At 46.8% G+C, this 23,990-nt stretch carries 25 protein-coding genes and 1 pseudogene; 20 read left to right on the plus strand and 6 right to left on the minus strand.

Going from position 1 to position 23,990, the window contains the following annotated elements:
- The 8 genes and pseudogenes from MC7420_RS43010 to MC7420_RS28940 all read left to right on the plus strand — a co-directional run.
- A pseudogene (locus MC7420_RS43010) lies at positions 1-267 on the plus strand (hypothetical protein); the annotation flags it as partial.
- On the plus strand, positions 264-1,301 hold the full coding sequence (locus tag MC7420_RS28910) for a phage tail protein (protein ID WP_044210383.1): 1,038 nt from the start codon (positions 264-266) through the stop codon (positions 1,299-1,301). The pseudogene MC7420_RS43010 and the gene MC7420_RS28910, both read left to right, overlap by 4 nt.
- A 77-nt stretch (positions 1,302-1,378) precedes the next feature.
- Positions 1,379-2,857 carry a DUF4159 domain-containing protein gene (locus MC7420_RS28915; protein ID WP_006105089.1) on the plus strand — a complete coding sequence of 493 codons (1,479 nt, stop codon included), beginning with the start codon at positions 1,379-1,381 and terminating at the stop codon, positions 2,855-2,857.
- 78 nt (positions 2,858-2,935) lie between these two features.
- On the plus strand, positions 2,936-5,137 hold the full coding sequence (locus tag MC7420_RS28920) for a WD40 repeat domain-containing protein (RefSeq protein WP_006105097.1): 2,202 nt from the start codon (positions 2,936-2,938) through the stop codon (positions 5,135-5,137).
- A 9-nt stretch (positions 5,138-5,146) separates the two neighbouring features.
- Positions 5,147-5,545, plus strand: a complete 399-nt coding sequence (locus MC7420_RS28925; protein ID WP_006105166.1) for a surface-adhesin E family protein — start codon at positions 5,147-5,149, stop codon at positions 5,543-5,545.
- Between the two features lie 227 nt (positions 5,546-5,772).
- Positions 5,773-6,963, plus strand: a complete 1,191-nt coding sequence (locus MC7420_RS28930; RefSeq protein WP_006105020.1) for an anhydro-N-acetylmuramic acid kinase — start codon at positions 5,773-5,775, stop codon at positions 6,961-6,963.
- A gap of 179 nt (positions 6,964-7,142) precedes the next feature.
- Positions 7,143-7,589, plus strand: coding sequence for a hypothetical protein (locus MC7420_RS28935; protein WP_044210386.1), 447 nt, complete (start codon positions 7,143-7,145; stop codon positions 7,587-7,589).
- Between the two features lie 503 nt (positions 7,590-8,092).
- Positions 8,093-9,142 (plus strand): serine/threonine-protein kinase, encoded by a 1,050-nt coding sequence (locus MC7420_RS28940; RefSeq protein WP_044210441.1) that lies wholly within the window; start codon positions 8,093-8,095, stop codon positions 9,140-9,142.
- A 334-nt stretch (positions 9,143-9,476) separates the two neighbouring features.
- On the opposite strand, the gene MC7420_RS28945 is transcribed toward MC7420_RS28940, so the two are convergent.
- From MC7420_RS28945 to MC7420_RS41935, 4 genes are all read right to left on the minus strand, one after another.
- Positions 9,477-10,883, minus strand: a complete 1,407-nt coding sequence (locus MC7420_RS28945) for an NAD(P)(+) transhydrogenase (Re/Si-specific) subunit beta (RefSeq protein WP_006105129.1) — start codon at positions 10,881-10,883, stop codon at positions 9,477-9,479.
- Positions 10,884-10,896: 13 nt separating this feature from the next.
- Positions 10,897-11,175: an NAD(P) transhydrogenase subunit alpha gene (locus tag MC7420_RS28950; RefSeq protein ID WP_006105018.1), complete on the minus strand. Its 279-nt coding sequence runs from the start codon at positions 11,173-11,175 to the stop codon at positions 10,897-10,899.
- 165 nt (positions 11,176-11,340) lie between these two features.
- On the minus strand, positions 11,341-12,486 hold the full coding sequence (locus tag MC7420_RS28955) for a Re/Si-specific NAD(P)(+) transhydrogenase subunit alpha (protein ID WP_006105100.1): 1,146 nt from the start codon (positions 12,484-12,486) through the stop codon (positions 11,341-11,343).
- A gap of 733 nt (positions 12,487-13,219) precedes the next feature.
- Positions 13,220-13,399, minus strand: a complete 180-nt coding sequence (locus MC7420_RS41935; protein ID WP_044210388.1) for a hypothetical protein — start codon at positions 13,397-13,399, stop codon at positions 13,220-13,222.
- 95 nt (positions 13,400-13,494) lie between these two features.
- Between MC7420_RS41935 and MC7420_RS28965 the strand changes: the two genes are divergently transcribed.
- From MC7420_RS28965 to MC7420_RS28980, 4 genes are all read left to right on the plus strand, one after another.
- Positions 13,495-14,028, plus strand: coding sequence for a DUF2808 domain-containing protein (locus tag MC7420_RS28965; RefSeq protein WP_006105079.1), 534 nt, complete (start codon positions 13,495-13,497; stop codon positions 14,026-14,028).
- A 122-nt stretch (positions 14,029-14,150) separates the two neighbouring features.
- Positions 14,151-14,288 carry a 50S ribosomal protein L34 gene (gene rpmH, locus MC7420_RS28970; protein ID WP_006105140.1) on the plus strand — a complete coding sequence of 46 codons (138 nt, stop codon included), beginning with the start codon at positions 14,151-14,153 and terminating at the stop codon, positions 14,286-14,288.
- A gap of 130 nt (positions 14,289-14,418) precedes the next feature.
- Complete coding sequence (gene rnpA, locus MC7420_RS28975) at positions 14,419-14,823, plus strand: ribonuclease P protein component (RefSeq protein WP_006105043.1); 405 nt, start codon at positions 14,419-14,421, stop codon at positions 14,821-14,823.
- Positions 14,813-15,205 carry a PH domain-containing protein gene (locus MC7420_RS28980; protein WP_044210391.1) on the plus strand — a complete coding sequence of 131 codons (393 nt, stop codon included), beginning with the start codon at positions 14,813-14,815 and terminating at the stop codon, positions 15,203-15,205. Before rnpA ends, MC7420_RS28980 begins: the two co-directional genes overlap by 11 nt.
- On the opposite strand, the gene MC7420_RS43015 is transcribed toward MC7420_RS28980, so the two are convergent.
- On the minus strand, positions 15,202-15,465 hold the full coding sequence (locus MC7420_RS43015) for a hypothetical protein (RefSeq protein ID WP_044210394.1): 264 nt from the start codon (positions 15,463-15,465) through the stop codon (positions 15,202-15,204). The two genes, MC7420_RS28980 and MC7420_RS43015, sit on opposite strands and share 4 nt — an antisense overlap.
- Before the next feature lie 64 nt (positions 15,466-15,529).
- Here MC7420_RS43015 and yidC point away from each other — a divergent pair, with 64 nt between their 5' ends.
- The 5 genes from yidC to MC7420_RS29010 all read left to right on the plus strand — a co-directional run bounded on the left by yidC (position 15,530) and on the right by MC7420_RS29010 (position 20,266).
- Positions 15,530-16,699, plus strand: a complete 1,170-nt coding sequence (gene yidC / locus MC7420_RS28990; protein WP_044210398.1) for a membrane protein insertase YidC — start codon at positions 15,530-15,532, stop codon at positions 16,697-16,699.
- A gap of 2 nt (positions 16,700-16,701) precedes the next feature.
- Positions 16,702-17,184 (plus strand): Jag family protein, encoded by a 483-nt coding sequence (locus tag MC7420_RS28995; RefSeq protein WP_006105068.1) that lies wholly within the window; start codon positions 16,702-16,704, stop codon positions 17,182-17,184.
- Between the two features lie 62 nt (positions 17,185-17,246).
- Positions 17,247-17,750 carry a YceD family protein gene (locus MC7420_RS29000; protein WP_006105175.1) on the plus strand — a complete coding sequence of 168 codons (504 nt, stop codon included), beginning with the start codon at positions 17,247-17,249 and terminating at the stop codon, positions 17,748-17,750.
- A 243-nt stretch (positions 17,751-17,993) separates the two neighbouring features.
- The gene (locus MC7420_RS29005; protein ID WP_006105042.1) at positions 17,994-19,508 is read left to right on the plus strand and encodes an AAA family ATPase; all 1,515 of its coding nucleotides are present in this window, start codon (positions 17,994-17,996) and stop codon (positions 19,506-19,508) included.
- 281 nt (positions 19,509-19,789) lie between these two features.
- Positions 19,790-20,266, plus strand: coding sequence for an SH3 domain-containing protein (locus MC7420_RS29010; protein ID WP_006105157.1), 477 nt, complete (start codon positions 19,790-19,792; stop codon positions 20,264-20,266).
- Between the two features lie 137 nt (positions 20,267-20,403).
- Here the strand turns inward: MC7420_RS29010 and MC7420_RS35815 are convergent, their stop codons facing one another.
- Entirely contained in the window at positions 20,404-21,120 is a 717-nt protein-coding gene (locus MC7420_RS35815; protein ID WP_006105090.1) for an SH3 domain-containing protein, read from the minus strand.
- Positions 21,121-21,425: 305 nt separating this feature from the next.
- On the opposite strand from MC7420_RS35815, the gene MC7420_RS41940 reads away from it, so the two are divergent.
- From MC7420_RS41940 to MC7420_RS29025, 3 genes are all read left to right on the plus strand, one after another.
- Positions 21,426-21,602, plus strand: a complete 177-nt coding sequence (locus MC7420_RS41940; protein WP_006105083.1) for a hypothetical protein — start codon at positions 21,426-21,428, stop codon at positions 21,600-21,602.
- A 255-nt stretch (positions 21,603-21,857) separates the two neighbouring features.
- The gene (locus MC7420_RS29020) at positions 21,858-22,820 is read left to right on the plus strand and encodes a peptidoglycan-binding domain-containing protein (RefSeq protein WP_006105160.1); all 963 of its coding nucleotides are present in this window, start codon (positions 21,858-21,860) and stop codon (positions 22,818-22,820) included.
- Between the two features lie 250 nt (positions 22,821-23,070).
- Complete coding sequence (locus tag MC7420_RS29025) at positions 23,071-23,907, plus strand: WecB/TagA/CpsF family glycosyltransferase (RefSeq protein WP_006105060.1); 837 nt, start codon at positions 23,071-23,073, stop codon at positions 23,905-23,907.
- The last annotated feature ends 83 nt before the right edge of the window (positions 23,908-23,990 follow it).

Here is a 23,990-nt window from a genome sequence, read left to right on the forward strand (position 1 = left end):
GCGGGTTTAGGGACTAAAGACAGCTATCCACCAATAACGGAAAAACAAAACCCGCCCTCTCCACCAATAACGGAAAAACAAAACCCGCCCTCTCCACCAATAACGGAAAAACAAAACCCGCCCTCTCCACCAATAACGGAAAAACAAAACCCGCCCTCTCCACCAATAACGGAAAAACAAAACCCGCCCTCTCCACCAATAACGGAAAAACAAAACCCGCCCTCTCCACTTACCAAAAAAGGGGGAGTTAACCTGGATTTAGTATGACACAAGCTCGCGATACACTACCCTTACGCCTACAACTAACCTCCATGCAGTTGCCAGAGGTTACCCCTCAGCCGATTGCGGGGTCAAGCGAGTCAGCCGCACCTTTACTCAACCAAGCCTCGCGGGATACAGAACGTCGTGGTTGCTACCTCACTCTCTATCCAGGAGAACCGAGTGAACTGCTGCTGGAACTGGAAAACCTCAGCAACCAAACCTTACACTTAGATATTCAAATCCAGGGAGATTTTCCCTCCCAATGGTATCGTTTGGGTATAGAAGGGCGAGAACTTCTTGCTGGTGGGCGCATGGAAGCGGTGATTCGCTTTTATATGCCAGCCGATTTCTTTGAGTCTAATCAGGATTGGGACGCTAAACCCTCTCACCGTCTCGATTATCGCGGTCAGATTTATGTCTATTCCAGCCAATCGGGAACGGGGAGCAAATATGTTGAATCGGCGAGCTTTAATCTCTATGTTCGCCCTCGTAGCTTATATCTAAACTTTGTACCCGAAATTTATCAAGAAGTCGATTTTATCGGTCGCTTTCTGAAAATTTTCGAGCAAGCCTTTGAACCTACCTTACAATCCCTGGAGGCTTTATGGGCGTATCTCGACCCCTTAATGACACCAGAAACCCTTCTACCCTTTCTGGCACATTGGGTAGGTTGGCAACTCAACCCCGCTTTAAGCCTACAGCGACAGCGCTATCTGATTCGTCAGGCGATGGAGATTTATCGCTGGCGAGGGACGCGCCGGGGATTACGATTTTACCTGCATCTATTTACGGACTTACCCTTGGATGACCATCTTCCTGAACATCAAAAGCATATTTGTATTCAAGAAGTGTTTGGTCAAGGATTTATGATGGGGAACACCCGCCTAAATCAAGACTCCCTGATTGGTGGCGGACAACCGTATCATTTCATTGTCCGACTGCGCCCTGAACCCCCAACTAAAATTGACGAATTATTAGTGCATCAAATTATCCGCCAAGAAAAACCCGCTTTTTGTACTTATGAACTCTATATTGAATGACGAAGGACGTAGCTTGCTTCTCAAGGGAAGCGAGTATGACGAATGACGAATGACGAATGACAAATAACAAATAACCAATGACTAACCATTTCCCTCCCCCATCTCTCCAACAATTTGAACGTCTCCATGTCACAGACGGCTTACTAATTGATGCCCAACGTTGGCAGTTAGCTCACCACTATCACCGCCAGTATCATAGTACCTTTTACCAATCTCTACATCAGCCCGGAATAGTCTTCGGATTGGGGGTACATGTTGTTCCCGCCCCCGCTGATGTTGTGGCGAAATACCGAGATGAACGTTGGGTCGAAATTCAACCGGGACTTGCTATTGATTTATTTGGCAATTTTATCGTAGTGCCAGAACCCATGTCCTATCGGATTTCTTCAGAAGCGACTTCAGAAGAACCCTTGATGGTGTATTTGGTAGTTAAATTTAGAGATCCCGCCGAATTACGCACCCGTAGAGTTACCGATCGCATCGTCGAAACATTTCGGATTGATGAAAAGGCAAATCCACCCACAGAAGGGGATGTTGAACTCTGTCGGATTCTTCTCAAAACAGGACTCGTTAAACTGGAAGCGCCCGTCAATAGTTTCTCCCCTAGCTATAACCAGTTGGACTTGCGCTACCGTCTTCAACCCCAAGCTCGACCTCTGGCTATCGTTCACGTTGCTATGTACAAAGGGTTAGCTGTGGATAACTCTGAACAAGATGGTATTTTATCGAATCTTTCCTATCTTCTCCAATCAACCCCTGGACTTTATCCAGCCTTGCAGGGGAGTGATGAAATCGGACAATTTAGTTTACAATCAGCAGAACTACAAGCTATCTTAGAGTATGATTTATTTTTCATGACAGATCGCCAAGTTCAGGTATTAGGAGACTCTGAATTTGAGGTGCTGCGAAAGTATTTACAGGCAGGAGGTACAGTTTTAGTCGAAGCGTCGGCAGGATTAAAACATTGGCTGCAAGGCAATGCGATTAAAGACCTGAGCAACGTTTACCAAGAACTCGAACAGTCATTAACTCAACTTGATAATAATCCCACTATTGATACAGATACCAGATTACAGCAATGCCGACAAGATATTGTCAGTGAACGAGAGATGATTGCTACAGAGTTAGCCAGACGCAAGAATTCAATTGCAGGTCGATTCCAAGAATTTGCCCAAAGTCTAGGCATCCGATTAACGCCACTGGAAAAATTAGACCGTCACGACTTACTGCGGACTCAACCCTTTCTTTTTGCCACGACACCTCGTATCAATAGAAAACCGATTCAACTCTTAAGTGGTGGGGGGATTATTGTCGCGATCGGTAACTTATCGGAGGCTTGGGGAATTAATGAAAAACGACTGATTCCCCGTGAAGTAATGCGTACAGCCCAGGAATTAGGGATTAACATTTTGCATTTAGCTTGGCGTCGCCGACAACTAACCCGTGGACAGCAGCCACCACCAACGGTGATGGCGTCATCCCCTTCCCACCCCTCCAATCCATCAAACCCGTCAGCACCATCGCGTCGAGATGAGCTATTTGATAGGTTAATGTAGAGTGTTAGTTATTCGTCATTTGTAATGTGTCAAGGAACAGAGAAACTGGGGGAGTTTAGGACGTAAGGGAAAAAATAAATGGTAGATAATTTAATTGATACAACGGTTGCCCCAAAACAACTTCGATTTAAGCCTGGAGGTCTACCCGCTTCATTTGAAGTTAAGGTCGTTAATGATAGCGATCGCTTTGCCAGTTTCCAGGTGGAAGTGACGGCGGCTGGAGTTGATGCTGATCGGCTTCCAGATTGGTACAAGATCTCCCCAGAAGTGAGTACCAAAAAGCCTCCAGGTGACGTTACCCATTTTCAGGTGGCGATTGTCGATAATCCTGTACCCGGGTTTGTCGGATTGATGAACCTAACCGTGCGTGTCTTCTCCATGGAACTCCCGGATGAAGACCGAGAAGTGCTGCGGTTGATTCTAGAACAGGGTACGGGTTCAATTCCGTTAAAATTGGATTTGCCTGTGCGGGAGTTTCAAGAATATCCGGCAAATGAAGATGAAATTCCAGTACGAGTTTATAATCCCAGTCAACTGGAAACCCATGTTACGTTGAAACTTTCGGGCTTAGATCCAACCTGGATTGTTGATGGAACTGAACGCCAGTTATATCTACCTCCAAACGGACAAGTCACTGAAACATTTATTTGCCAAATTCCTGACATTCCCCAAGCCCCCAGCCGGATTTATCCCTTTGCGATCGCGGCGACTCATCGCCATGGTTCTCCCACCCAAGTGGAAGGTACGCTAGAAGTTTTACCTATGGGGTTGGTGGAGTTTAGCGCCACTCCCAAACAGCAGCAAATTCCCGCCCAACGCACTTGGATACCCAACTGGCGGAATTCCCCGGTTCCCTACACCTTGGAATTTGAGAATCATAGCAATCTTCAGCAACAGGTTACTGTTACTATTCAGGGTGAAGACAAAGAGGACTGTACTTTAGAATTACCGGATAAACCCGCTGAATTGAATCCGGGTCAAACGGCTCAAGCGCCGCTTAGAGTTCAAGCCAGACGCCATTTATGGGGTCGAAAAAAGGAACTTTCTTTAGAAGCCATGGCGACATTATCGGATCAGCGTTTAGGAAATACTAATCCCACGAGTCAATTTTTGAAACTGGATGTTTATCCGATTATTCCAACTTGGTTACTCCTAGGTGGTGGACTCCTGCTTTTATATTTTATCTGGTGGCTATCTTGGCTCAATCCCGATAATAAGTTTTTTGGACACCACGATGCTGTCAATTCTGTGCAATTTAATGGCATGAGCCAGAATGTGGTCAGTGGGTCTAATGATCAATCCTTAATTAAATGGCGAGTTGATGGCTTTTTTAATTACTTTGCGAATCCAGAAGTCGAGAAAATTGCCAAGACAGGGAAAGCCGTGCGGGTGATTCGTTATAAACCAGTCGATAATAACGTGGTGGCTGCTGGGTTAGAAAATGGTGAGATTCAACTGTTAAATTTATTGGCAGAAACGCCCAAATTAATGATGTCTTTTTCCCAAGAAAAGGATGATCGAGTTTTGGCGTTAGAGTTTACAGATGATTCACGGTATCTTTTTAGTGGTCACGGCAGTGGCTTGATCTTAGGGTGGGATATTCAACAAAGTTTAGCGGATACGATAACTGGCGGAAATAGCAGTCAGGAACCTCTGTTGAGGGGACAATCTGATTTTGCGGTTTATGCCCTAAAATTTGTGGGACTCGGCAATCAAAATTTAGCTGTTGCTGGACGGTTTAACCAATTGGTTATTTGGAATTTGTCCCAATCAGAGAATGTGACCGTTCCCGTGCAGTATCGTCAAGATGGTCAGTATCGTCCAGGAGGTCAAGATGACTATATTTTCAGTATCGATGTTGCGAATATGAAACCCTATCTCATGGCAACGGCTGACAATCAGGGTTATATTACCTTGTGGAATATGGAATCCTGCTTGGTAGAGGGTCAAGCGTCTTGTGAAATTATTGACCAATGGCAAAATGGTCATGGTAGTCTACCTGTACGATCTGTGGCTTTGAGTAACGGGGGTTGTTACTTAGCCAGTGGCGGTGATGATGGACGAACGATGCTTTGGCCCCTCACGACTCAGGGGAAACGAGCAGAACAATATTTAGAGGGTATCGAAGTGGATAAGTCATTTGACAACAGAAAATTCAATAGTGTTGATATCAATGTTTTAAACAGACATATCCTAATCGCCAGTGGTAGTGATGATACCCAGGTACGGGTAGAAGACAAGAAACGACTGCAAGAGTTAGGGTGCGATCGCGATGAGTGAGGAGGCTTGATGAGGCTCAGACGTCTAATTCTAGCTAGCATCACCACCTTCTTCACCACTTTACCTGCGGCGGCTGATCAGTGGGTATTTGTTGCCCGTGATCACAATGATATTGACTACTACGTTGACCCAGAATTTGTCGAACGTCGCCATAATACGGTCTGGTTCTGGCAGATGTCTGTCTTTCCAGAACCGGATGAACAAGGACTATTAGCGCGAAAGACTTACAGTGCGATGATTTGTCCACTGCGGGCTTGGCGTCCTGTCGCGATCGCTCGCTTCAATGTTCAAGGTGAATTGATCACTCGTACCCAGTTGAGTAACGATGAACCGTTACAATTTTTTACCTCCGGTAGCGTTGGTGAGGCGATATGGAAATTAGTTTGCCAAACGGAAGATTTTTCCTGATCGGATCAAGTCCATGCTGTAGGAAAAAACGGTAGATGCACCCTGGTTATAGACTTCAGCCTCACGGCTGAGGTTTTTTTTCGAGAAAATGCCAAATCTTGGTAGAATCTATAACGGCATAAGCTAGGTGAACATAAGTGCAATTAAGGTTTAAATGCCGAACAGCTTAAAGTTTTGAGTTAACCCCCCCAGCTTCCCCAGCTTCCCCATCTTCCCCAGCAAAAACTATGACTCGCGTCGTTGGATTAATCAGTGGTACATCAGTTGATGGAATTGATGCAGCTTTCGTGGAGATTGCTGGTTCCGAATCCGATTTAACAGTGGAGTTATTGGCGGGAGCGACGTATCCCTACCCCGAAAAACTGCGATCGCAAATCCTTAATCTCTGTGCTGGTGGTTCTATATCGATGGCAGAATTCGCTTTATTAGATGATGCGATCGCGCGACAATTTGCTCAAGCCGCCCAAGCCATCCAAAAACACCACCCACCCGCCGCTACGCTGATCGGTTCCCACGGTCAAACCGTTTACCATCGTCCCCCTGCTCCTCGTCCACCTGCTCCCCTGCACCTAGACGCGCCATGGCACGTCTCTACAAACACCCCTTTAGGCTATAGTCTTCAATTAGGACGGGGAGAGGTTATTGCTCACGCCACAGGGATTAAAACGGTCAGTAATTTCCGTGTCGCTGATATTACGGTTGGGGGTCAAGGAGCGCCCTTAGTCTCCAAAATTGATGCTTGTTTGCTCTCCTCCCCGACTCAGCACCGATGTATCCAAAATATCGGCGGAATTGGTAATGTTACTTACCTCCCTCCCTGTCAAGGAAATTGGTTAGATTTGGTCAGTGGTTGGGATACAGGACCAGGAAATACGCTGTTGGATTTAGCGGTACAGCATTTTACCCAGGGGAGTCAATCTTATGACCAAGACGGAAACTGGGCACGACAGGGGACGGTTTGTCAACCCCTGCTCAACCAATGGTTAAGCCACGACTTTTTCCAGCAACCCCCGCCTAAATCCACAGGGCGAGAATTATTCGGCTGGGATTATTTACACCAATGTATTGCCAAGAGTCAAGCCTATTCTCTGAGTCCGGCTGATCTATTGGCAACCCTAACCGAACTCACCGTCGCCTCTATAGAGGACAGCTATCGTCACTTTTTACCAAAGATGCCTGATCAGATATTCCTGTGTGGTGGGGGTAGTCGCAATCTCTACCTAAAAGAGCGCTTACAAAGTCGGTTACAGTCGGTGGATATACAAAAAACGGATCAGGCTGGGGTGAGTGGTGATTTCAAAGAAGCGATCGCCTTTGCCGTTTTAGCCTATTGGCGAGACTTGGGCATTTGCGGGAATCTCCCACCCGTTACGGGCGCGAAGCAAGCGGTACTTTTGGGTAATATTGCGCCATGCTAAATAATTAACTCAGAATCAAGCATTTCTTGTCCACTTGGGACTACACTGAATACTGAACACAATTGCCTATTTTTTTATCCTAATGACTACCATTTTGGCAATCTGCTTGGTCAGGCATTGCGCCATAGTTAAGGACAAATTCAACCAGCACTATTCGATTAGAGGCAAAGGGTAACGCTGTGGCTCACACCTTTTTAATGGAGGCAGGACGCTGGACACTCCAGGGAAATTGGCTGGAGCGCAATGGATCGCTTCTCAGCGTGAGAGGGAAAACAATTGTTGCCTGGGGTCGAGAAAACTGGTTTACGATGGTAACCAAGCTGGTTTTTCCCGACGATGAGCGCGAGGATATTTCTTTCCAATATCGGGGGCGTCTTGATGCCGGAGAACGGCAGTACACCTTCGTCTTACAGCATAGTGTTTTGGGTCGTGTTGAGGGCGAAGGTTGGATCACTCCAGAATCAATTGTGCAACGCTATTGGGTTTTAAGCGATCGCCAAAGACGTAGTGGTTTTGAAACCCGACACCAACTGGATGATAATACCTACTACCTCTCCAGTAGCATCATGGCGGGTCATTATCTGACCAGCACAATGGAAGCAACGCTAGAACGACAGCCTGGATAGCACAAGCTTATAATCAGAAGTATAAAGTGTGAAGTATCAACGGTCAGCACCCCGCACTGAAGTAATCAGGCTTCGAGCCTCCAGTTTGGTTAGCAACCCTTCTTGTATGCCTCTCCGGTTGAAAGACACGGAGTTTCCTACATCGGAGGTATTTTGATGAAATCACTCACTGGGATTTGACCGTCCTAAAAATCTGTGACGTTTTACCTGCTTTTGGTGTGTTAGCGTAGCAAGATATAGTCTGGGATGGACTGATAAATTCTATGTAATCCTTGACTTATGAAACTTATTAAGTTAATAGATTTCGGTTTACCACAAGTGTAGCTCCAGTTGAGCGCTCAATAAAGTGATGAACTCTAGCTGGTCACAATGGCACAATGGAACGAGTAACCGAGTGAGTTATTGGGTCTAGTTCTTGAGAATGCTACTTGCCGAATTGCGCTTGGGTCAAACTGGTAAATAGGTATCGTTCACAACTGCTCCAAGCTCTCACTAAACCAATCATGACAAAAGACCCTAATCATGGTCGCATACTCGCCAACCGCTATCAACTCGTTGGGTTGATCGGTCAGGGCGCTATGGGTCAAGTTTATAAAGCTAAAGATATGTTACTTGGCGGCGTGATTGTCGCTGTCAAATTCATATCCCAAACCTTGCTCAACCAAAAAATGCGCGATCGCTTTGAGCGAGAAGCAACAATCTGTGCGCTACTTGGGGAAAAAAGTAATCATATCGTGCGCGTCCGGGACTATGGCGTGGATGAGAATGATATTTCGTTTTACGTCATGGAGTTCCTCGAAGGCAATAGCTTAAGTGAAATCATTCGCGAGCAATCCCTCCCCTTACCTCGCTTTCTCAATATTAGCCGTCAGATTAGTTTAGGGCTGCAATGCGCTCATAAGGGAATCGTGATCGAAGGGGAACAAAGCCCAATTATCCACCGAGATATTAAACCCAGTAATATTCTCGTGGTACAAGACGCCTCCTTCGGGGAACTGGTTAAAATTCTTGACTTTGGCATTGCCAAGCTGATCCAATCCAACAGCGAGCAAACCCACTCGTTTATGGGTACCAGTCAGGAACTATTAGCCACCCTTTGGGTGATGCTGACCAAGGACGATATTGAAAACCGCCGAATTAGCACCCGCTATAACCAATTCCTATTTCTGATGTCTCCCCATCCCATGGTGTTATGGATTACAGCCCTACACAATCGGCAACATGGCGCTCGTTGGCTAACCTGTTATTTGGATCTGAAAACAGCCATGGGTCAAAAAGTGATCCGAATTTTAGGAGAATCAGGAAACTATCGGATTTTATTCTTTGCCCTGACTGAACCCCAACGCTGCGCCAACGTGATGACCGCCACCATTGCCTCAACTCAGCGAAAACTACTCCTGGATTGGGCAAATGCCAGCCATGCAGCTATGCCCAGCACTCAGCCTCAGCTCAGTAAAAGAATTCTCAAGCAAGAGCTGGAGAAACTTAAGCCGAAAATTGTGATGAAGCTAGAAGCAGTTCACACGGATTATCCTACCGACATTTCTGGATAGGATTGAATGTTCTGTAGGGGCGGGTTTAGGGACTAAATTCCGCTAGTCATTGATAACCGTTCAACAAAACCCGCCCTGATTCAATTGTGGGGGCGGGTTTAGTCAGATTCGGGTGGTCAAAAACGATACAGCAGTTTGCTCTGCTATGCGGTACATTGTCGATCCCCCTAAATCCCATAAGCAAAAAAAGCGAAGCATCCGCTGGCTTCCCCCATGGAACAAAAAGCGAAGCAACATCTGGTTTCCCCCTTTTTAAGGGGGACGGAAGGGGGATCAAATAGGGGGACTTTGATCTACTGTACTTTATTACAGCGCAAAGAGCTGTAATTGTCGGTTAAAGCTGCTTCACCTCAGCCACAAGCTGCGCCACAACATCCTTAGCGCTACCAAACAACATCATCGTCTTATCGCCGTAGAACAGCTCATTTTCAATCCCAGCAAAGCCCGCATTCATGCTTCGCTTAATCACGATCGCATGTTTTGCTTTATCGACATCGAGAATCGGCATCCCATAAATCGGACTACTGCTATTGCTGCGAGCGGCTGGATTTACCACATCATTGGCACCAATGACAAGGGCAACATCCGTATTATCAAACTGAGGATTGATGTCATCCATGTCGTAGAGATAGTCATAAGAGACATTCGCTTCGGCTAAAAGTACGTTCATGTGTCCCGGCATCCGACCCGCAACTGGGTGAATGGCGTATTTGACCTCAACGCCCAGTTTTTCAAGCTGATCGGCTAATTCGCGCACTGTATGTTGTGCCTGAGCCACTGCCATCCCATACCCTGGAACAACGACCACGGAGCGGGCATAGCCCAACATCATTGCCCCTTCTTCGGCATCAATACTATGGACAACTTTGTCACCGACGCCACCGGCATCACCAGCACCGCCTTTGACTTCACCGCTACCAAAGGCACTAAATAGCACGTTGGGTAAGGAACGGTTCATCGCCTTACACATAATGTTGGTCAGGATTAAACCGGAAGCCCCAACTAACGCCCCAGCCACAATCAGCATATCGTTCATCACGACAAAACCCGCCGCGCTCGCCGCTAACCCGGAAAACGAGTTCAGCAGTGAGATCACCACAGGCATATCGCCGCCGCCAATGGGTAGGACAAAGAAAATCCCTAACACTGAGGAGATACCCACCATCGCCAGAAAGATGGTTGTATTGTCCGGTGTGACTAATAGGTAACCACTACAGACTAAAAAGCTAATCAGGAGTAAGGCATTAAATACTTGCTGCAAGGGAAACTTTACGGGTTTACCCGTAATCAACCCCTGTAACTTACCAAATGCTACAAAACTCCCGGTGAGGGTGACGCCACCAATTAGCACACCCAGAATCACGGTAATCGTAGACCCTAAGGGTACACCTTGACCCGCGTTCAGCAAGCGCCAAAATTCCCCGATCGCGACTAACGCTGAGGCGGCACCACCCAACCCATTCAGCAAGCCTACCATCTGAGGCATGGCAGTCATCGCCACTTTATAGGCTGCCGTCACACCAATGACAGCACCGATGGCGATCCCCACCAAAATCATTTGATAATTTAAGACCTGTTGGTTCAGCAGAGTTGCCACCACAGCTAGCAGCATCCCGACTGAAGCCCACACATTTCCTTGGCGTGCTGTCGCTGGTGATCCCAGCTTTTTCAGCCCAAAGATAAATAATCCGGTTGCGACTAAATACGTCAGTTCAATCCCAGTTGGTAGAAAGTCGGTCATGCGCTCACCTCTCTTATTTCTTAAACATTTGCAACATGCGATCCGTAACCAGGAAACCGCCCACCACGTTAACCGTGGCTAGCACGACAGCCACTAAACCCAAAATGACGGTGACATTCCATTCCTTCGATCCGGAGATAAGCAATGCACCGATGACGGCAATCCCGGAAATGGCATTTGCCCCAGACATCAAGGGAGTATGCAGGGTGGGTGGCACTTTGTTGATCACTTCAAAACCAACAAAGGCGGCTAAGACAAAGACAAATAAACTGGCAATGAATGTGGTAGTCATCTTTTTCTCCTTTTTCGCGGTTCATGGTACTCGCGTATCTTCCAAGAGGTTACAGGGTGGTGAGATAGGGACAAACCCTTCAACCTGACTTGTTTGGCAGTATGGCACAAACAACTAGACCCGCCAGACGTTTCACCGGAGGAGTCTCTACAACCCCAGATCCTCTTAGACGGTTGTACTCATTTGAGAGAGGGCATCTTTCACCCGCTGATTGCGAATTTCGCCAGCATGGGTAATACAGGTGTTGTCTACAATATCATCCTCAAAATCGAGGTGTAACTGTCCTTCTTTGACCAGGTACTGTAATAACGTTGAGATATTCTTGGCGTACATCTGGCTGGCGTGGGTGGGCATGGACGCGGGAACATTAATTGGACCAATAACGGTGACGCCATGACGGACAATATCTTTCCCCGCTTCAGTAACGGCACAGTTTCCACCTTGTTCAGCGGCGAGATCCACGATCACTGAACCCGGACTCATTTGCTCAACCATCTCCTCCGTCACCAGTAAGGGGGCTGTTTTGCCCGGAACTTGGGCGGTGGTAATCACTACATCCGCTTGCTTAACCCGTTCAGCGATCACCTCTTGAGTGCGCTGCTTCGCCGCCTCAGAGATTTCTTTAGCATACCCACCTTCAGCCACAGTATCTTCTTGGAGATCGACCTCGACAAACTTAGCTCCCAGGCTTTCCACTTCTTCCTTCACCGCCGGACGAATATCAAAGGCTTCGACCATCGCACCTAGGCGTCGAGCAGTCGCGATCGCTTGCAGTCCAGCGACGCCTGCACCCAGGATAAACACTTTTGAGGGTTTGATCGTTCCCGCTGCTGTGGTTAACATGGGGAAGAATTTCGGTAACGCGGCGGCGGCAATCAGTACCGCTTTGTACCCGGCTACCCCAGCTTGGGAAGACAGCGCATCCATACTCTGGGCGCGACTGGTACGGGGAATCAACTCCATACTGAAGGCAGTCACCTTACGATTTGCCAGTTTCTGGGCAACCTCTGGCTTACCTAGGGGACTCAGGAAGCTAATTAATGTTGAGCCTTCCCGCATCTGGTTGATTTCATCATCTTTGGGGATGCCCACTTTTACGAGCACATCAGCTTCAGCCCAGAGTTTACCTGGATCTGAGACTAGGGTAGCTCCCGCCTCCTCATAAGCGCGATCGCTAAAAAACGATGCCTCTCCCGCACCATTTTCCACCCAAATCTCTAAGCCCTGTTTGACCAAACGGGCAACAGTATCCGGAATCAGGGCGACCCGATTTTCGCCCACTTCAATTTCTTTAACCAGTGCTATTTTCATGAAAACTCCTTATAGACTAACCGAAAAAACTATGACTTGGTCGTTAGGCTAATGCCATACAGACGAAGGTCGTATTTTTATGTCATGATAGCCCTTGTGCCTTCCTTTTGCATTAACGCGATCCAGGCTATCTTTGCCTGAGAAAATTTGTCTGTCTTGAGAACGATTCAGTGGAGTTGTTTTATCTGTACTACGTTTGATCAAGCTTTCATCCGAACTAGCCAATGGAATTTTCCTGAAAGTCAACCTCTTTTGACGGCTGCCATCTATACCTAGTGCAAGAAGGCAGAAATAACTGAACAGCTAATATCTCCCCCCGCTTCCCCTGCTCCCTCTGCTCCCCCTGCTTCATCGTATCTACGAAGCTGCTCAAGTATTTTTGCCAAGCTGCACTAGGATGGTGATGAACAACTATTACCGACTTGATCAATTAATCTTGATCAATTAATTTAGCTATCGTGCCTATAATGCCTATAACATAAGGAGGCGTTTTTGATACAAAACCGTAAACCCATCTTTCTGTCTTCATCAGCCTAAACTATTCAATTACGAGCGTGACCCAAAAAATGGTGATCGATAACGAGTCAGATTGTCGAATTAATCAACATTCATCTAGGTGTAGTAAAGCGGAATAATCAGAAGTATGAGCAGCTTTTTTCAAAATTTGTGTATATTTAACTACAGATATGGCGAACTCAAGGGTGACTAGAAGCTGCCAGACACTTTAGCTGAGTCAAAGCAGAGAGTCAAGCAGGTCACACTCCCTTCTGTCTAAGTCCAGCTCCCCCAGCTCCCTCAGCTCCCCCAGCTCCCCCAGCTCCCTCAGCTCCCTCAGCTCCCCCAGCTCCCCCAACTCCCCCAACTCCCTCAGCTCCCCCAGGCACTTTTGCCACCTCTTGAGCGTCTGTACCATCGCCCGACTACGGTAGGACTAAAATCTGTTACAGTCAAAGACTGTAAAGTTTAGTAAAAATCTTAGTTTTTTTTACAGCGAAAGGTTCCCCATTTATGTTTATCCGCAAATCTCCTCTAGGACGCTTCGTTTCAGCCGTTGCCTTAACAGGCTGTTTATTCACTGGTGTAGCCGTTCGGACATTAGCTCAGAGTAATCCCGGACTCACTATATTTAGCGGTGTGCAACGGGAAAATATTCTCAGGTATTATTTGGGGTTTGGAGGTCGAGCCAATCAATGGGATCGATACTACCTGAGGATTCCCAGCAAGAAGATGGAATTGGCGGTGCAGCAGTTTGTCGTTCGTTATCCAGATTATTACACCGGAAAATTTGACACAGATCGGATTGAGGTAAGAGTTGACGGCGAATCACTACCCATTGCTGAGGTAGATTGGGATAAAGAGAATTACCAGCTACAGATTTATATGCAGGAGCCAGTTCCAGCCCAGGAGAAGGTGGAGATTGTGTTGTCTAATGTGAAAAATCCCCGGTTTGGCGGTACTTTTTATTTTGAATGCCTAGTGTGGACTCCCGGTGATGTTCCCCTACCCCGTTATATGGGAACCTGGATTCTGACGATTAGTTAGGCGGTTGGAATGTTACGATAGTAGATCGTGATTCTTTGGTAAACAGGGTAAAGTAGTATAATGACTTTCGCTTTCTCCCTGTTTTCCAAACTTAAAAGATGTAGCGCGATAAACAATAAACCATGACAAAACGTACATTAGGCGGTAGTAACCGCAAGCAAAAACGCAAATCAGGATTTCGCGCCCGCATGCGAACCAAAAACGGTCGAGCTGTGATTAAAGCCCGCCGCAGTAAAGGACGTTATCGTTTAGCCGTGTAGTGTTATCTTGTCAAGGTTCAGGACTGACGCCAAATTCACTGTTAGGCGTTGAGAGTCGCGTAGGGTGCTTAATCATGCGCCCTATCGCCCCTTTACTGACATAAGACGAATGACCAAGGACAAATAACAATTGTTGCCCCAGGCGAATCGACTCAAGCATTGGCGAGATTTTAAGGCAGTATACCAAAAAGGAATTCGTCGCTATGGACGCCATTTAACAGTGCGAGGTTTACATTTGCCTAGGGTTAGCCATGAGAAGGGTCTCCGTTCAGGCAAGTTACAGCTCAATCCTAAAAATCTACCCCCCACTCGCATCGGTATTTCCGTTAGCCAAAAAGTCAGTAAAAAAGCCGTCGTCCGTAATCGGCTGAAACGTCAGATACGAGCGGCTTTGCGCCAATTATTGCCGCGACTAAAACCCGGTTGGCATGTCATAGTTGGAGTGCGTCCCAGTGCCTTGGAGTGCGATTATGCTCAATTTTTGCAAGAATTAGAGCAGTTATTGGTAGATGCTGAGGTAATAAATGGGCATTAAAGAAGAAACCTATTATGAGGGGGGTCCCCATATCGGTGATTTGATTATAAACATTTTGTTGGGGTTCACGGTTATCGCCCTGCCCTTAACCATTGGGGCGGTTGTGCGAGCGTTGTGGTTGCGCTATCGGGTGACAAATCGCCGCATTTCGGTGACAGGGGGATGGCAAGGGCGCGATCGCACGGATATTATCTACTCCGAAATTGCTCAACTGCGGAAAGTTCCCCGTGGTATAGGTCTGTGGGGAGATATTGTGGTTATCCTGAAAGATGGTAGCCGTTTAGAACTGAGGGCTATGCCTCAGTTTCGCGAAATTTACGATTATATCGGTGAAAAAGTTTCTGCCAAAACGGGTAAACCCCTAGATTCCGTTAAGGCTTAGAGTATAACGGCGGTGAGCAAGGGCGCAATGTTCGTGGGTGTCGGGTGTGGGGAATAATTGAACTCCTCACCTCGTTCAGACCACTCTAAGTTGAAGGAGCGCCAACCTGAGCAGAAATTTCTGCCAAATTTCTGTATTTTTGGGTACATTTTTCCATTGGATTTCTTTTGGCTGCCCCAGACGGCGATCGCCTGAAAGTCTCCCCCATAGGGTGAAAGCGTGGAAAATCCCCAGAGCAATTGCGGGACATTGCCTCCCATTGCCGCCAATATTCGATAAATTAGATTCAGAAAACGTTACAGCGCCTAGGTTGACTTTATACGAATGGATTTTGGTATCGGGTTTCTTTCCAACAACGTCATGCTGCCAATCCTGGATTTCTTTTACGGGATTGTGCCTAGCTACGGTCTTGCCATCGTGGCACTGACCCTGGTAATTCGCTTTGCTCTCTATCCCCTGAACGCAGGCTCCATTCGCAACATGAGGCGCATGCGAATTACCCAACCCTTAATGAAAAAGCGGCAAGAGGAAATTCAGCAACGCTATGGTGATGACAAGGTAAAACAACAAGAGGAGATGAGCAAACTCTTCCAGGAGTTTGGGAATCCCCTAGCCGGGTGTTTCCCTGTGCTGCTGCAAATGCCTGTCTTGTTTGCCCTATTCGCCACATTGCGGGGATCACCGTTTTCCAATGTGAACTACACGGTGGATGTACAAATCTTTCCCCGGGAGAAAATGGAGTTCATCCAGCCCCAAGCCTTTGCCACTAAACCCCAAAATATTTACTTTGCCGATGGGGTTCACTCACCCGTAGCCGCTGTCTTACCTAGTGGTAATCGGTTAGTGGTAGGGGAAAAAACCCCAATTGACTTTCAATCCGTTGAAGGAAAATCCCTAAGCACCCTGGAGAAGGAATATCCAGACACCAAAATTGTGCCTAAATGGGAAATCACCAAAGGGGAAGACAAGGTACGCTTGACAACAGATGGCACCCTGGAAGCCTTAGAACCGGGTGACGTCACCCTAAAGGCGACAATTCCTGGACTAGCCGCCGAGCGAGGATTCCTATTTATTAATGCCCTAGGGCGAGTGGGTGCCTTTGGAGATGATGGCGAAATCCACTTGGATATTGTGGGCATGATTCTATTTTTTGGCGTGAGTTTGTATGTAAACCAGGTTCTCACGGGTCAAAATGCTCCTAGTGGTTCATCCCAGCAAAATACGGTGAATAAGATTACGCCAGTTTTATTCTCCGGGATGTTCTTCTTCTTCCCCTTACCCGCCGGGGTGTTGATGTATATGGTGATTGCTAACGTTTTTCAGACGCTGCAATCCTTCATTTTGATGCGAGAACCCCTACCGGACAATATCCAAAAAATGGTTGATGAGCAAGAAAAAGCGGAACAGAAAACCCAATCAAAGGACAAGTCCGGCGAAGGGCGAGAATCACTGCCATTTGAACCGAAACGTTCCAAGAAAAAAGCGTCAAGTTAGCTATGAGTAATCAGCAGCGGGGTCAACAGTGGCTAGAAGAGTTGCTACGCTTATCCAATGTGTCGGCGACAGTGCAAGTCACTGATGAGAACCAAGATAGTAAAGCCAACTACTGGTTAACCATTAATCAAAGCCAATTGACTGAGGCAGAGATTCAAACCCTGATTGGCGTCAATGGTAAGGTACTTGATGCGCTACAGTATCTGGCAAATGCAACGCTTAACCTCGGTAAGCCATTAGCAGATCAGGCGGCGTATACCGTTGAACTCAATGGTTACCGTCTACAGCGTCAAGAGGAACTCCGGATACTAGCAGATCAGGCGGCGCAGAAAGTACGGGAGACGGGTCAAGATTATGAACTGCGATCGCTCTCCGCTGCAGAACGCCGTCAAGTGCATACGTTGCTCCAGGAATGCGAAGATTTAGAAACCCACAGTCAGGGTCAAGAACCAAACCGTCGCTTGGTGGTGCGTCTGCGTCCTTAACTAAGGATTAGGGTTTAAAATCGGGGGTAGGGGTGGCTTGTTGGCAGCAAAGGAGTGGCATCATGGAAGTAATTTATATTCCTGGATTGCTTAAATTACCAGAGCAAACCGAGGTGATTCAGGTCAAAGAATTCCTGCCCGATTTAGAAACGCTAACGCCTGTGCGAGGAGGCTTGCAAGTTAAGCATCAAGGGAATTATTTAGAAGTATCGGCGCAAGCCGAAACGATTGTTACCCTAGCCTGTAACCGTTGTTTGCAGCAGTACAATCATCGGTTAACCCTGGATGTGTCGGAACTGGTTTGGTTAGATGAAGCCGCCGAGCAACAGGAGCTGGGTATCTTGGAACGAGAAACGCCCTTGGAGGAGTTAGTGGAAACCTTACATCCCCAAGGGTATTTTGATCCCAATAGTTGGCTTTATGAGCAATTGTGTCTAGAAATTCCACCCCGACAGTTATGTGACGCCAACTGTCCAGGAATTGTCATGGAAGAGAATGATAGCACTAAGCCAACTGATCGGCGTTGGGATGCTCTGGAAATTTTGAAGGGAAAATTGCCAGGGTAATTAATGGTCATTCGTCATTCGTCATTTGTCATTTGTCATACTCGCTTCCCCAAAAGAAGCAACCTACGTCTTATGTCATTGTCATTTGCCTAGATCCAGGTAGGGGCGGGTTTAGGGATAACTATTGATTATTTTCCCTAACTGGGATACAAAACCCGCCCTCCTCTCATTTCATTCAATACAGGTAAAATGAGGTGTGGTGACTGATTCGCTTGAAGTTGTTGCATTTCCCGCCAAAACCCCATGAGTTTTAATGATGAGTTTGAGCTGCTGCTACGCGCCCGCTATCCCCTAATTTACATCCCCACCCTGGAAGAAGAACGAGCCGAAGTCGCGATCGCGCAAACGGCGCAACGGTTGGGTGAACGGGCGGTTTATATTTGGGATTTTGTCGATGGTTATCAGGGGAACCCCAACGATCAAGGGTTTGGACGCCGCAATCCCTTACAGGCTTTAGAGTTTGTCGAAAAAATCCCCGCCAATGCCCCTTCTATCTTTATCCTCAGAGACTTTCACCGTTTTCTGGACGATATCTCCGTTTCCCGCAAACTGAAAAACCTGGCGCGACTTCTCAAATCCCAACCAAAAAACATCGTCATTGTTACCCCTCAAGTCGCCATCCCCTCAGACTTAACCGAAGTGCTGACAGTACAAGAGTTTCCCTTACCCGATGTTGGGGAAATCAAAGCCGAAATTAGTCGCCTAGTCGCCGCCACCAGTCAATCCCTCAGCGACAAAGTTTTAGATGAACTGGTGCGCTCTTGTCAAGGGTTATCCTTAGAACGGATACGCCGAGTCTTAGCCCGTGCGATCGCGGCGCAGGGACAAATCCAACCCGATGACGTGGAAATGGTGTTAGAGGAAAAACGCCAATCGATTCGTCAAACCCAAATCTTAGACTATTACCCCACCAGCGAACGAATTTCCGACATTGGCGGCTTAGATAACCTCAAAGACTGGTTACTGCGCCGAGGTGGTGCGTTTACCGAACGCGCCCGACAATATGGATTACCCCATCCCCGTGGCTTGCTATTAGTCGGAATCCAAGGTACCGGAAAATCACTAACCGCGAAAGCGATCGCCCATCATTGGCATCTTCCCCTATTACGCTTAGATGTCGGGCGTTTATTTGGTGGCTTAGTCGGCGAATCTGAATCCCGCACCCGCCAGATGATTCAACTCGCCGAAGCCTTAGCCCCCTGTATTCTCTGGATTGACGAAATTGACAAAGCCTTTGCGGGAGTAGAGTCCAAAGGCGATTCCGGTACCGCCAGTCGGGTGTTTGGCACGTTCATCAACTGGTTAGCTGAGAAAAAATCCCCCGTATTTGTTGTCGCCACCGCCAATAATATCCAAGCCCTCCCGCCGGAAATGCTGCGGAAAGGGCGATTTGATGAAATCTTCTTTGTCGGCTTACCCTCTCAAGCGGAACGCCAAGCGATTTTTGAACTACATTTAGGGCGACTGCGCCCTCATAACCTCAAGAACTATGATCTAGAACGACTCGCTTACGAAACCCCTGACTTTTCCGGCGCAGAAATTGAACAAACCCTGATCGAAGCCATGCACATTGGCTTTAGCCAGAATCGAGATTTCACCACCGATGATATATTAGAAGCCGCCAGTCAAATTGTCCCCCTTGCCCGTACCGCCCAAGAACAAATTCAATTTCTCAAAGACTGGGCGGCGGCAGGAAAAGCACGGATGGCGTCAAGAGATAATCGTTTAAGTAGTCGGATTCAGCGTCAACTGCAGTAAAAGTTTTTAGTTTTGAATTTTGACCCTTTACGATTTGCGAGGGCATAGTTTTGATCCTTCACTTCGCTCAAATAACCTGGCGCGTCTGTAGGGGCGGGTTTAGGGATTTTCTTTTTTACCTTGATAGTAACCTTTGGACAAAACCCGCTGGCGCGTCTGTAGGGGCGGGTTTAGGGATTTTCTTTTTTACCTTGATAAGTAACCTTTGTACAAAACCCGCCCTAACTACCCTTTAAGTACGACAACTATTTGACAATGACAAATAACAAATAATAAACGCTATGAGCTTATCAGGTATTGCCAAGTTTTTTATCGGATTTATTCTAGGTATTGCCATATTATTGGCGGGGGGTGGTGCCGTCGCCTATTACTTTTTCACAAAATTATCAGTCAATCCAGCTAAACCCATTTTTGCCGAAGAACAACAAGCCAAGTCACCCGTTAAATCCCCTGATTCGGCGAAGAAACCCGCTCAATCTGCCCAGAAGCCAAAACCCAGTCCTAGCCCCACTCCCAGTGAATCCCCAGAACCAGAAGAATTACCCCCTGGCGCGTATGAAGCGCGGGTAACATGGCCCGAAGGATTAAGCCTGCGCGATTCTCCCAGTCTCAATGCCAATCGCATTGGTGGCGTAGCCTACAATAAGGAAATTATCATCCTCAAAGAAAGCGATGATCAAAAATGGCAGAGGGTACGCCTGTCTGGTAGTGAACAAGAAGGTTGGGTCAAGGCGGGAAATGTTGAGCGAGTCGAATAAGAGACGCGCCATGGCGCGTCTGTATTTTGACCCTGTGCTTCCCTCAATGGAACCTGGTTTGTAGGGGCGGGTTTTACTACTATTGTTTCCTTAACACCCATAAGTAACTAAACCCGCCCCGATCAAATGACAAATGACTAGAAACACGCCTTCAGATTAATATCGCCCAGTTGCGGAAATCCATTAGATAGCCAGCCAGAAGTTGGGGCGGTAATTCTTACCCATTCACGTCCAGCGTCATCTAATCTAAATTGGGGTGGATTAGAAAGAGTGACGCGATCGCCAAAGAAGACGCCACCCACTCTCGCTGAATTCGTGTTGGGACTTTCCCGAATCGCTAATCCTTCATCTTCTTCATAAATTACTCGGCGACAACGGTTAGGTGGTGTGGGTGATGGCGTAGGCGCAGGATTCCCCGCGCAAGGCTTGAGATCTTTCGCTTGGACAAATCCACTAATGGGAGAACGAATCGCGATCCAACCATTCCTACCACTAGCTTCGGCGAGGATGACTTGTTCATCGGCTTGTAAAGCGCGAATCGGATTAGCGATTGAACGTTCCGCGTAGATAAAAATTGACTGCGCCGCCGCCCGACATTGCCCGATCAACCCTTGAGTAAGCAGAAAAGAATTTGTCGGGGAAGGGAGGGTTGACGTGAATGTTCCAGGTTGATAGTTTAGAGGGCTTCTATAAGTATTACGTTCTACATTCTCCGTGGCATGAACCCAAGTGGTCACCAACGGAGTTGGTTCACTGCCAACGCCTACACTAGCCGTTGCTGTTAAACCTTCTGCTACAGTAAATCCTAACAGCAAAAGTGCGGCTGACTTGCTCCACAGGCTAATTTGGCTCATTTGGGTCACTCCTCATTTGATTAAGGATCATGTCTAATTGAATACACATCATTACAGGCAAATTCAACGTCTGGCAATTGCTGGATTGCCTGGGTAAGAATATATCGGCAATGATTAACCGGATTTGATAGAAGTCATCACCATCATCCATCAAAATCGTGCAACATCGAGATTATATTAAGAAACGTAGCTAAATTTAAACCTTGATTGCAATAATTTAGCAGAGACTTCAGTTCAAGAAAAGAGAGTGGTACGGTGAGAAAACCTGTCTGAATCGTTGTAAAGTTCGTTAACGAAAAATACGCATGTACCACAAAAACACGAATAAAGATATCTGGACTGCCTTAGTTACCGCCGCGTTGGGTGCTGGAATCGTCACCTCGTTTGCAGTGAGTCAGGGTCAACACCCTCTATTAGCCTTGGCAATTACAGGAATAGCAGCGCTGTCTGCTGTTCTAATCGAGCGCTCAGGATTACTATAGGGTCTGCTGAATAAGTCTTGTGGTGGGGTTAGAGAGCCGGGGAAGCAATGTAGAGACGTGCCATGGCACGTCTGGAAGCAATGTAGAGACGTGCCATGGCACGTCTGGAAGCCAGGGGAGAGAGTTCCTAATCAACGAATGACGAATGACAAATGACAAATGACGCTCCCTACCGTTAACTTGAATTTTTCCCACCGACTTACTATCTTTCCACATAGGTTGATAAACTAGCAATAAAAGTTATCTGAGAGACCTATGGAAACCCTTGCCTATAGCCATCTTATCTGGGCATCGGAAAACCCAGCCGAGGTGGGTTTAGAAAGTGTCAATCGGGATGAGTGGCGATTGACCAAGCCTTCTCCCGTACCATTCCACTGGCTATTATTCGCCATCATTCTCAGCAGCTTAGGACTTACAGACAAAGCTGTTGCCCAAACACTACAGCCAGGAAGTCGTGGCTCTCAAGTCATTGAGATTCAACAGCGTTTGCGGGAATTAGGCTATTTTGATCAGCAACCCACTGGTTATTTTGGTCCAATCACCACAGAGGCTGTCCAGCAATTCCAGCGCAGTCAGGGACTGATTCCAGATGGAATTGTCGGTCAACGTACCCAATCTGTGTTGTTCGATAACTTTACCCGTATTTCTCCCTTCGATTCGACCTTTGCCTCCAGCACTTTACCTCCCCCCAGTACAACGATTGGCACTTTGCCACCTCCTCCGACTATCGGCAACATTTTATCTCCTACCAGAGGACAAGTGACACCGCCTTCCATTGAGACTCAACCGTCTAGGTTTAGAGAATTGCGTCCCGGCGATCGCGGTCAAGAGGTATTTGAACTTCAGCTAAAGTTAAGACAGGCAGGTTTTGATCCCGGTCGAGTTGATGGCATTTATGGGTTCCAAACTCAAAACGCCGTTGAGCAGTTTCAGGAAGCAAATAACCTATTTCCCGATGGCGTAGCCAATCAAGACACGCTTCAGGCGTTGGGGTTAATTCCAACACTTGAGCAAAATCGTTATGTGGTCGTTGTCCCCATTTATAACGGAGATACACTCACCCGAGTGCAACAATATGTGTCGGGGGCGTTTACTGCTGACTCTGGACGAGGCAAATTTGTCAATGCTGGCTCCTTTGTGGATCGTGACGGTGCTGAAGCGATTTCCCATCGACTGCGATCGCAGGGCTTAGATGCACGGGTAGCGTATTTCCGCTAAGATTAACACCAGATATATGGTTGAGGCATCCATAAATCTTTCATTCTGGGCAAAGGGAAAGACCTGTAGAGTATTATTTACATGTTATCAGCTAACACCAGCTAACCCTCTGAATATCAGTCGGCTGACAGATTTAAGTTTCTGCCAAGACTCTTTAAATTGAATCAACAGCCATTTAATTTGAGTATAAGCTAAAATTAGTATCAGTGGGGTTGTCTCTACTATGAACTCATCATCAGTTCCACGCTCAATGAAAGACCAACAGGATAACCAGTTTACACCCGAACCCGAGGTTATGCCGATACCGCTAGCTAGTGAAGATAACGGTCTTTCGGTGCGCCAAAAAGTTAAAATACTTAACTTGTATATTGATAACTTTTATAAAGATGAGTTTTTAAAGAAATTAAAGCAGGGTATTGTATTTACCCCGAATGTAGATCACCTCATGCAATTACAAAGCAATCGGCAGCTTCTACAGGCTTATAAAGCGGCTGATTATGTAATATGTGATAGTCAGATTTTAGTTTACGCCTCTAAGTTTTTGGGAACTCCCTTCAAAGAAAAACTAGCGGGATCAGATGTCTTTCCTGCTTTTTGCCATTATCACAAAGACAATCCCGATATTCGTGTATTTTTATTAGGAGCTGCTCCGGGCGTAGCTAAGAAGGCTCAAGAGAGAATCAACGCTAGAATCGGTCGGAAAATTGTCGTAGGCGAATATTCACCCCCATGGGGATTTGAAAACGATGAACAAGAATGTCACAAAATTGTGCAACTGATTAACGAGTCAAACGCTACAGTGTTGGGTGTAGGAGTCGGGGCACCAAAACAAGAATTATTTATCAGTAAATATAAGCACAAATTTAATCCCAATATTAAAATAATTATGGGAATCGGTGCGACGATCGATTTTGAAGCTGGAAACGTCAAAAGAGCGCCAAAGTTTCTCAGTGACATTGGCTTAGAATGGTTTTATCGTTTTTCAGTTGAACCGAGGCGATTGTGGAAACGATATTTTGTTGATGATGTCGGTTTCTTGTGGCTGATATTGAAACAGAAATTAAAGCTCTATAAAGCTCCTTTTTAGAAGATAGATTCATCCATTATGAAGAGAGACGCGCCATGGCGCGTCTCTTTATCAAACCTTTATTGATGGTCATCCGGGGTTTC

Source organism: Coleofasciculus chthonoplastes PCC 7420 (assembly GCF_000155555.1).
Classification (GTDB): Bacteria; Cyanobacteriota; Cyanobacteriia; order Cyanobacteriales; family Coleofasciculaceae; genus Coleofasciculus; species Coleofasciculus chthonoplastes_A.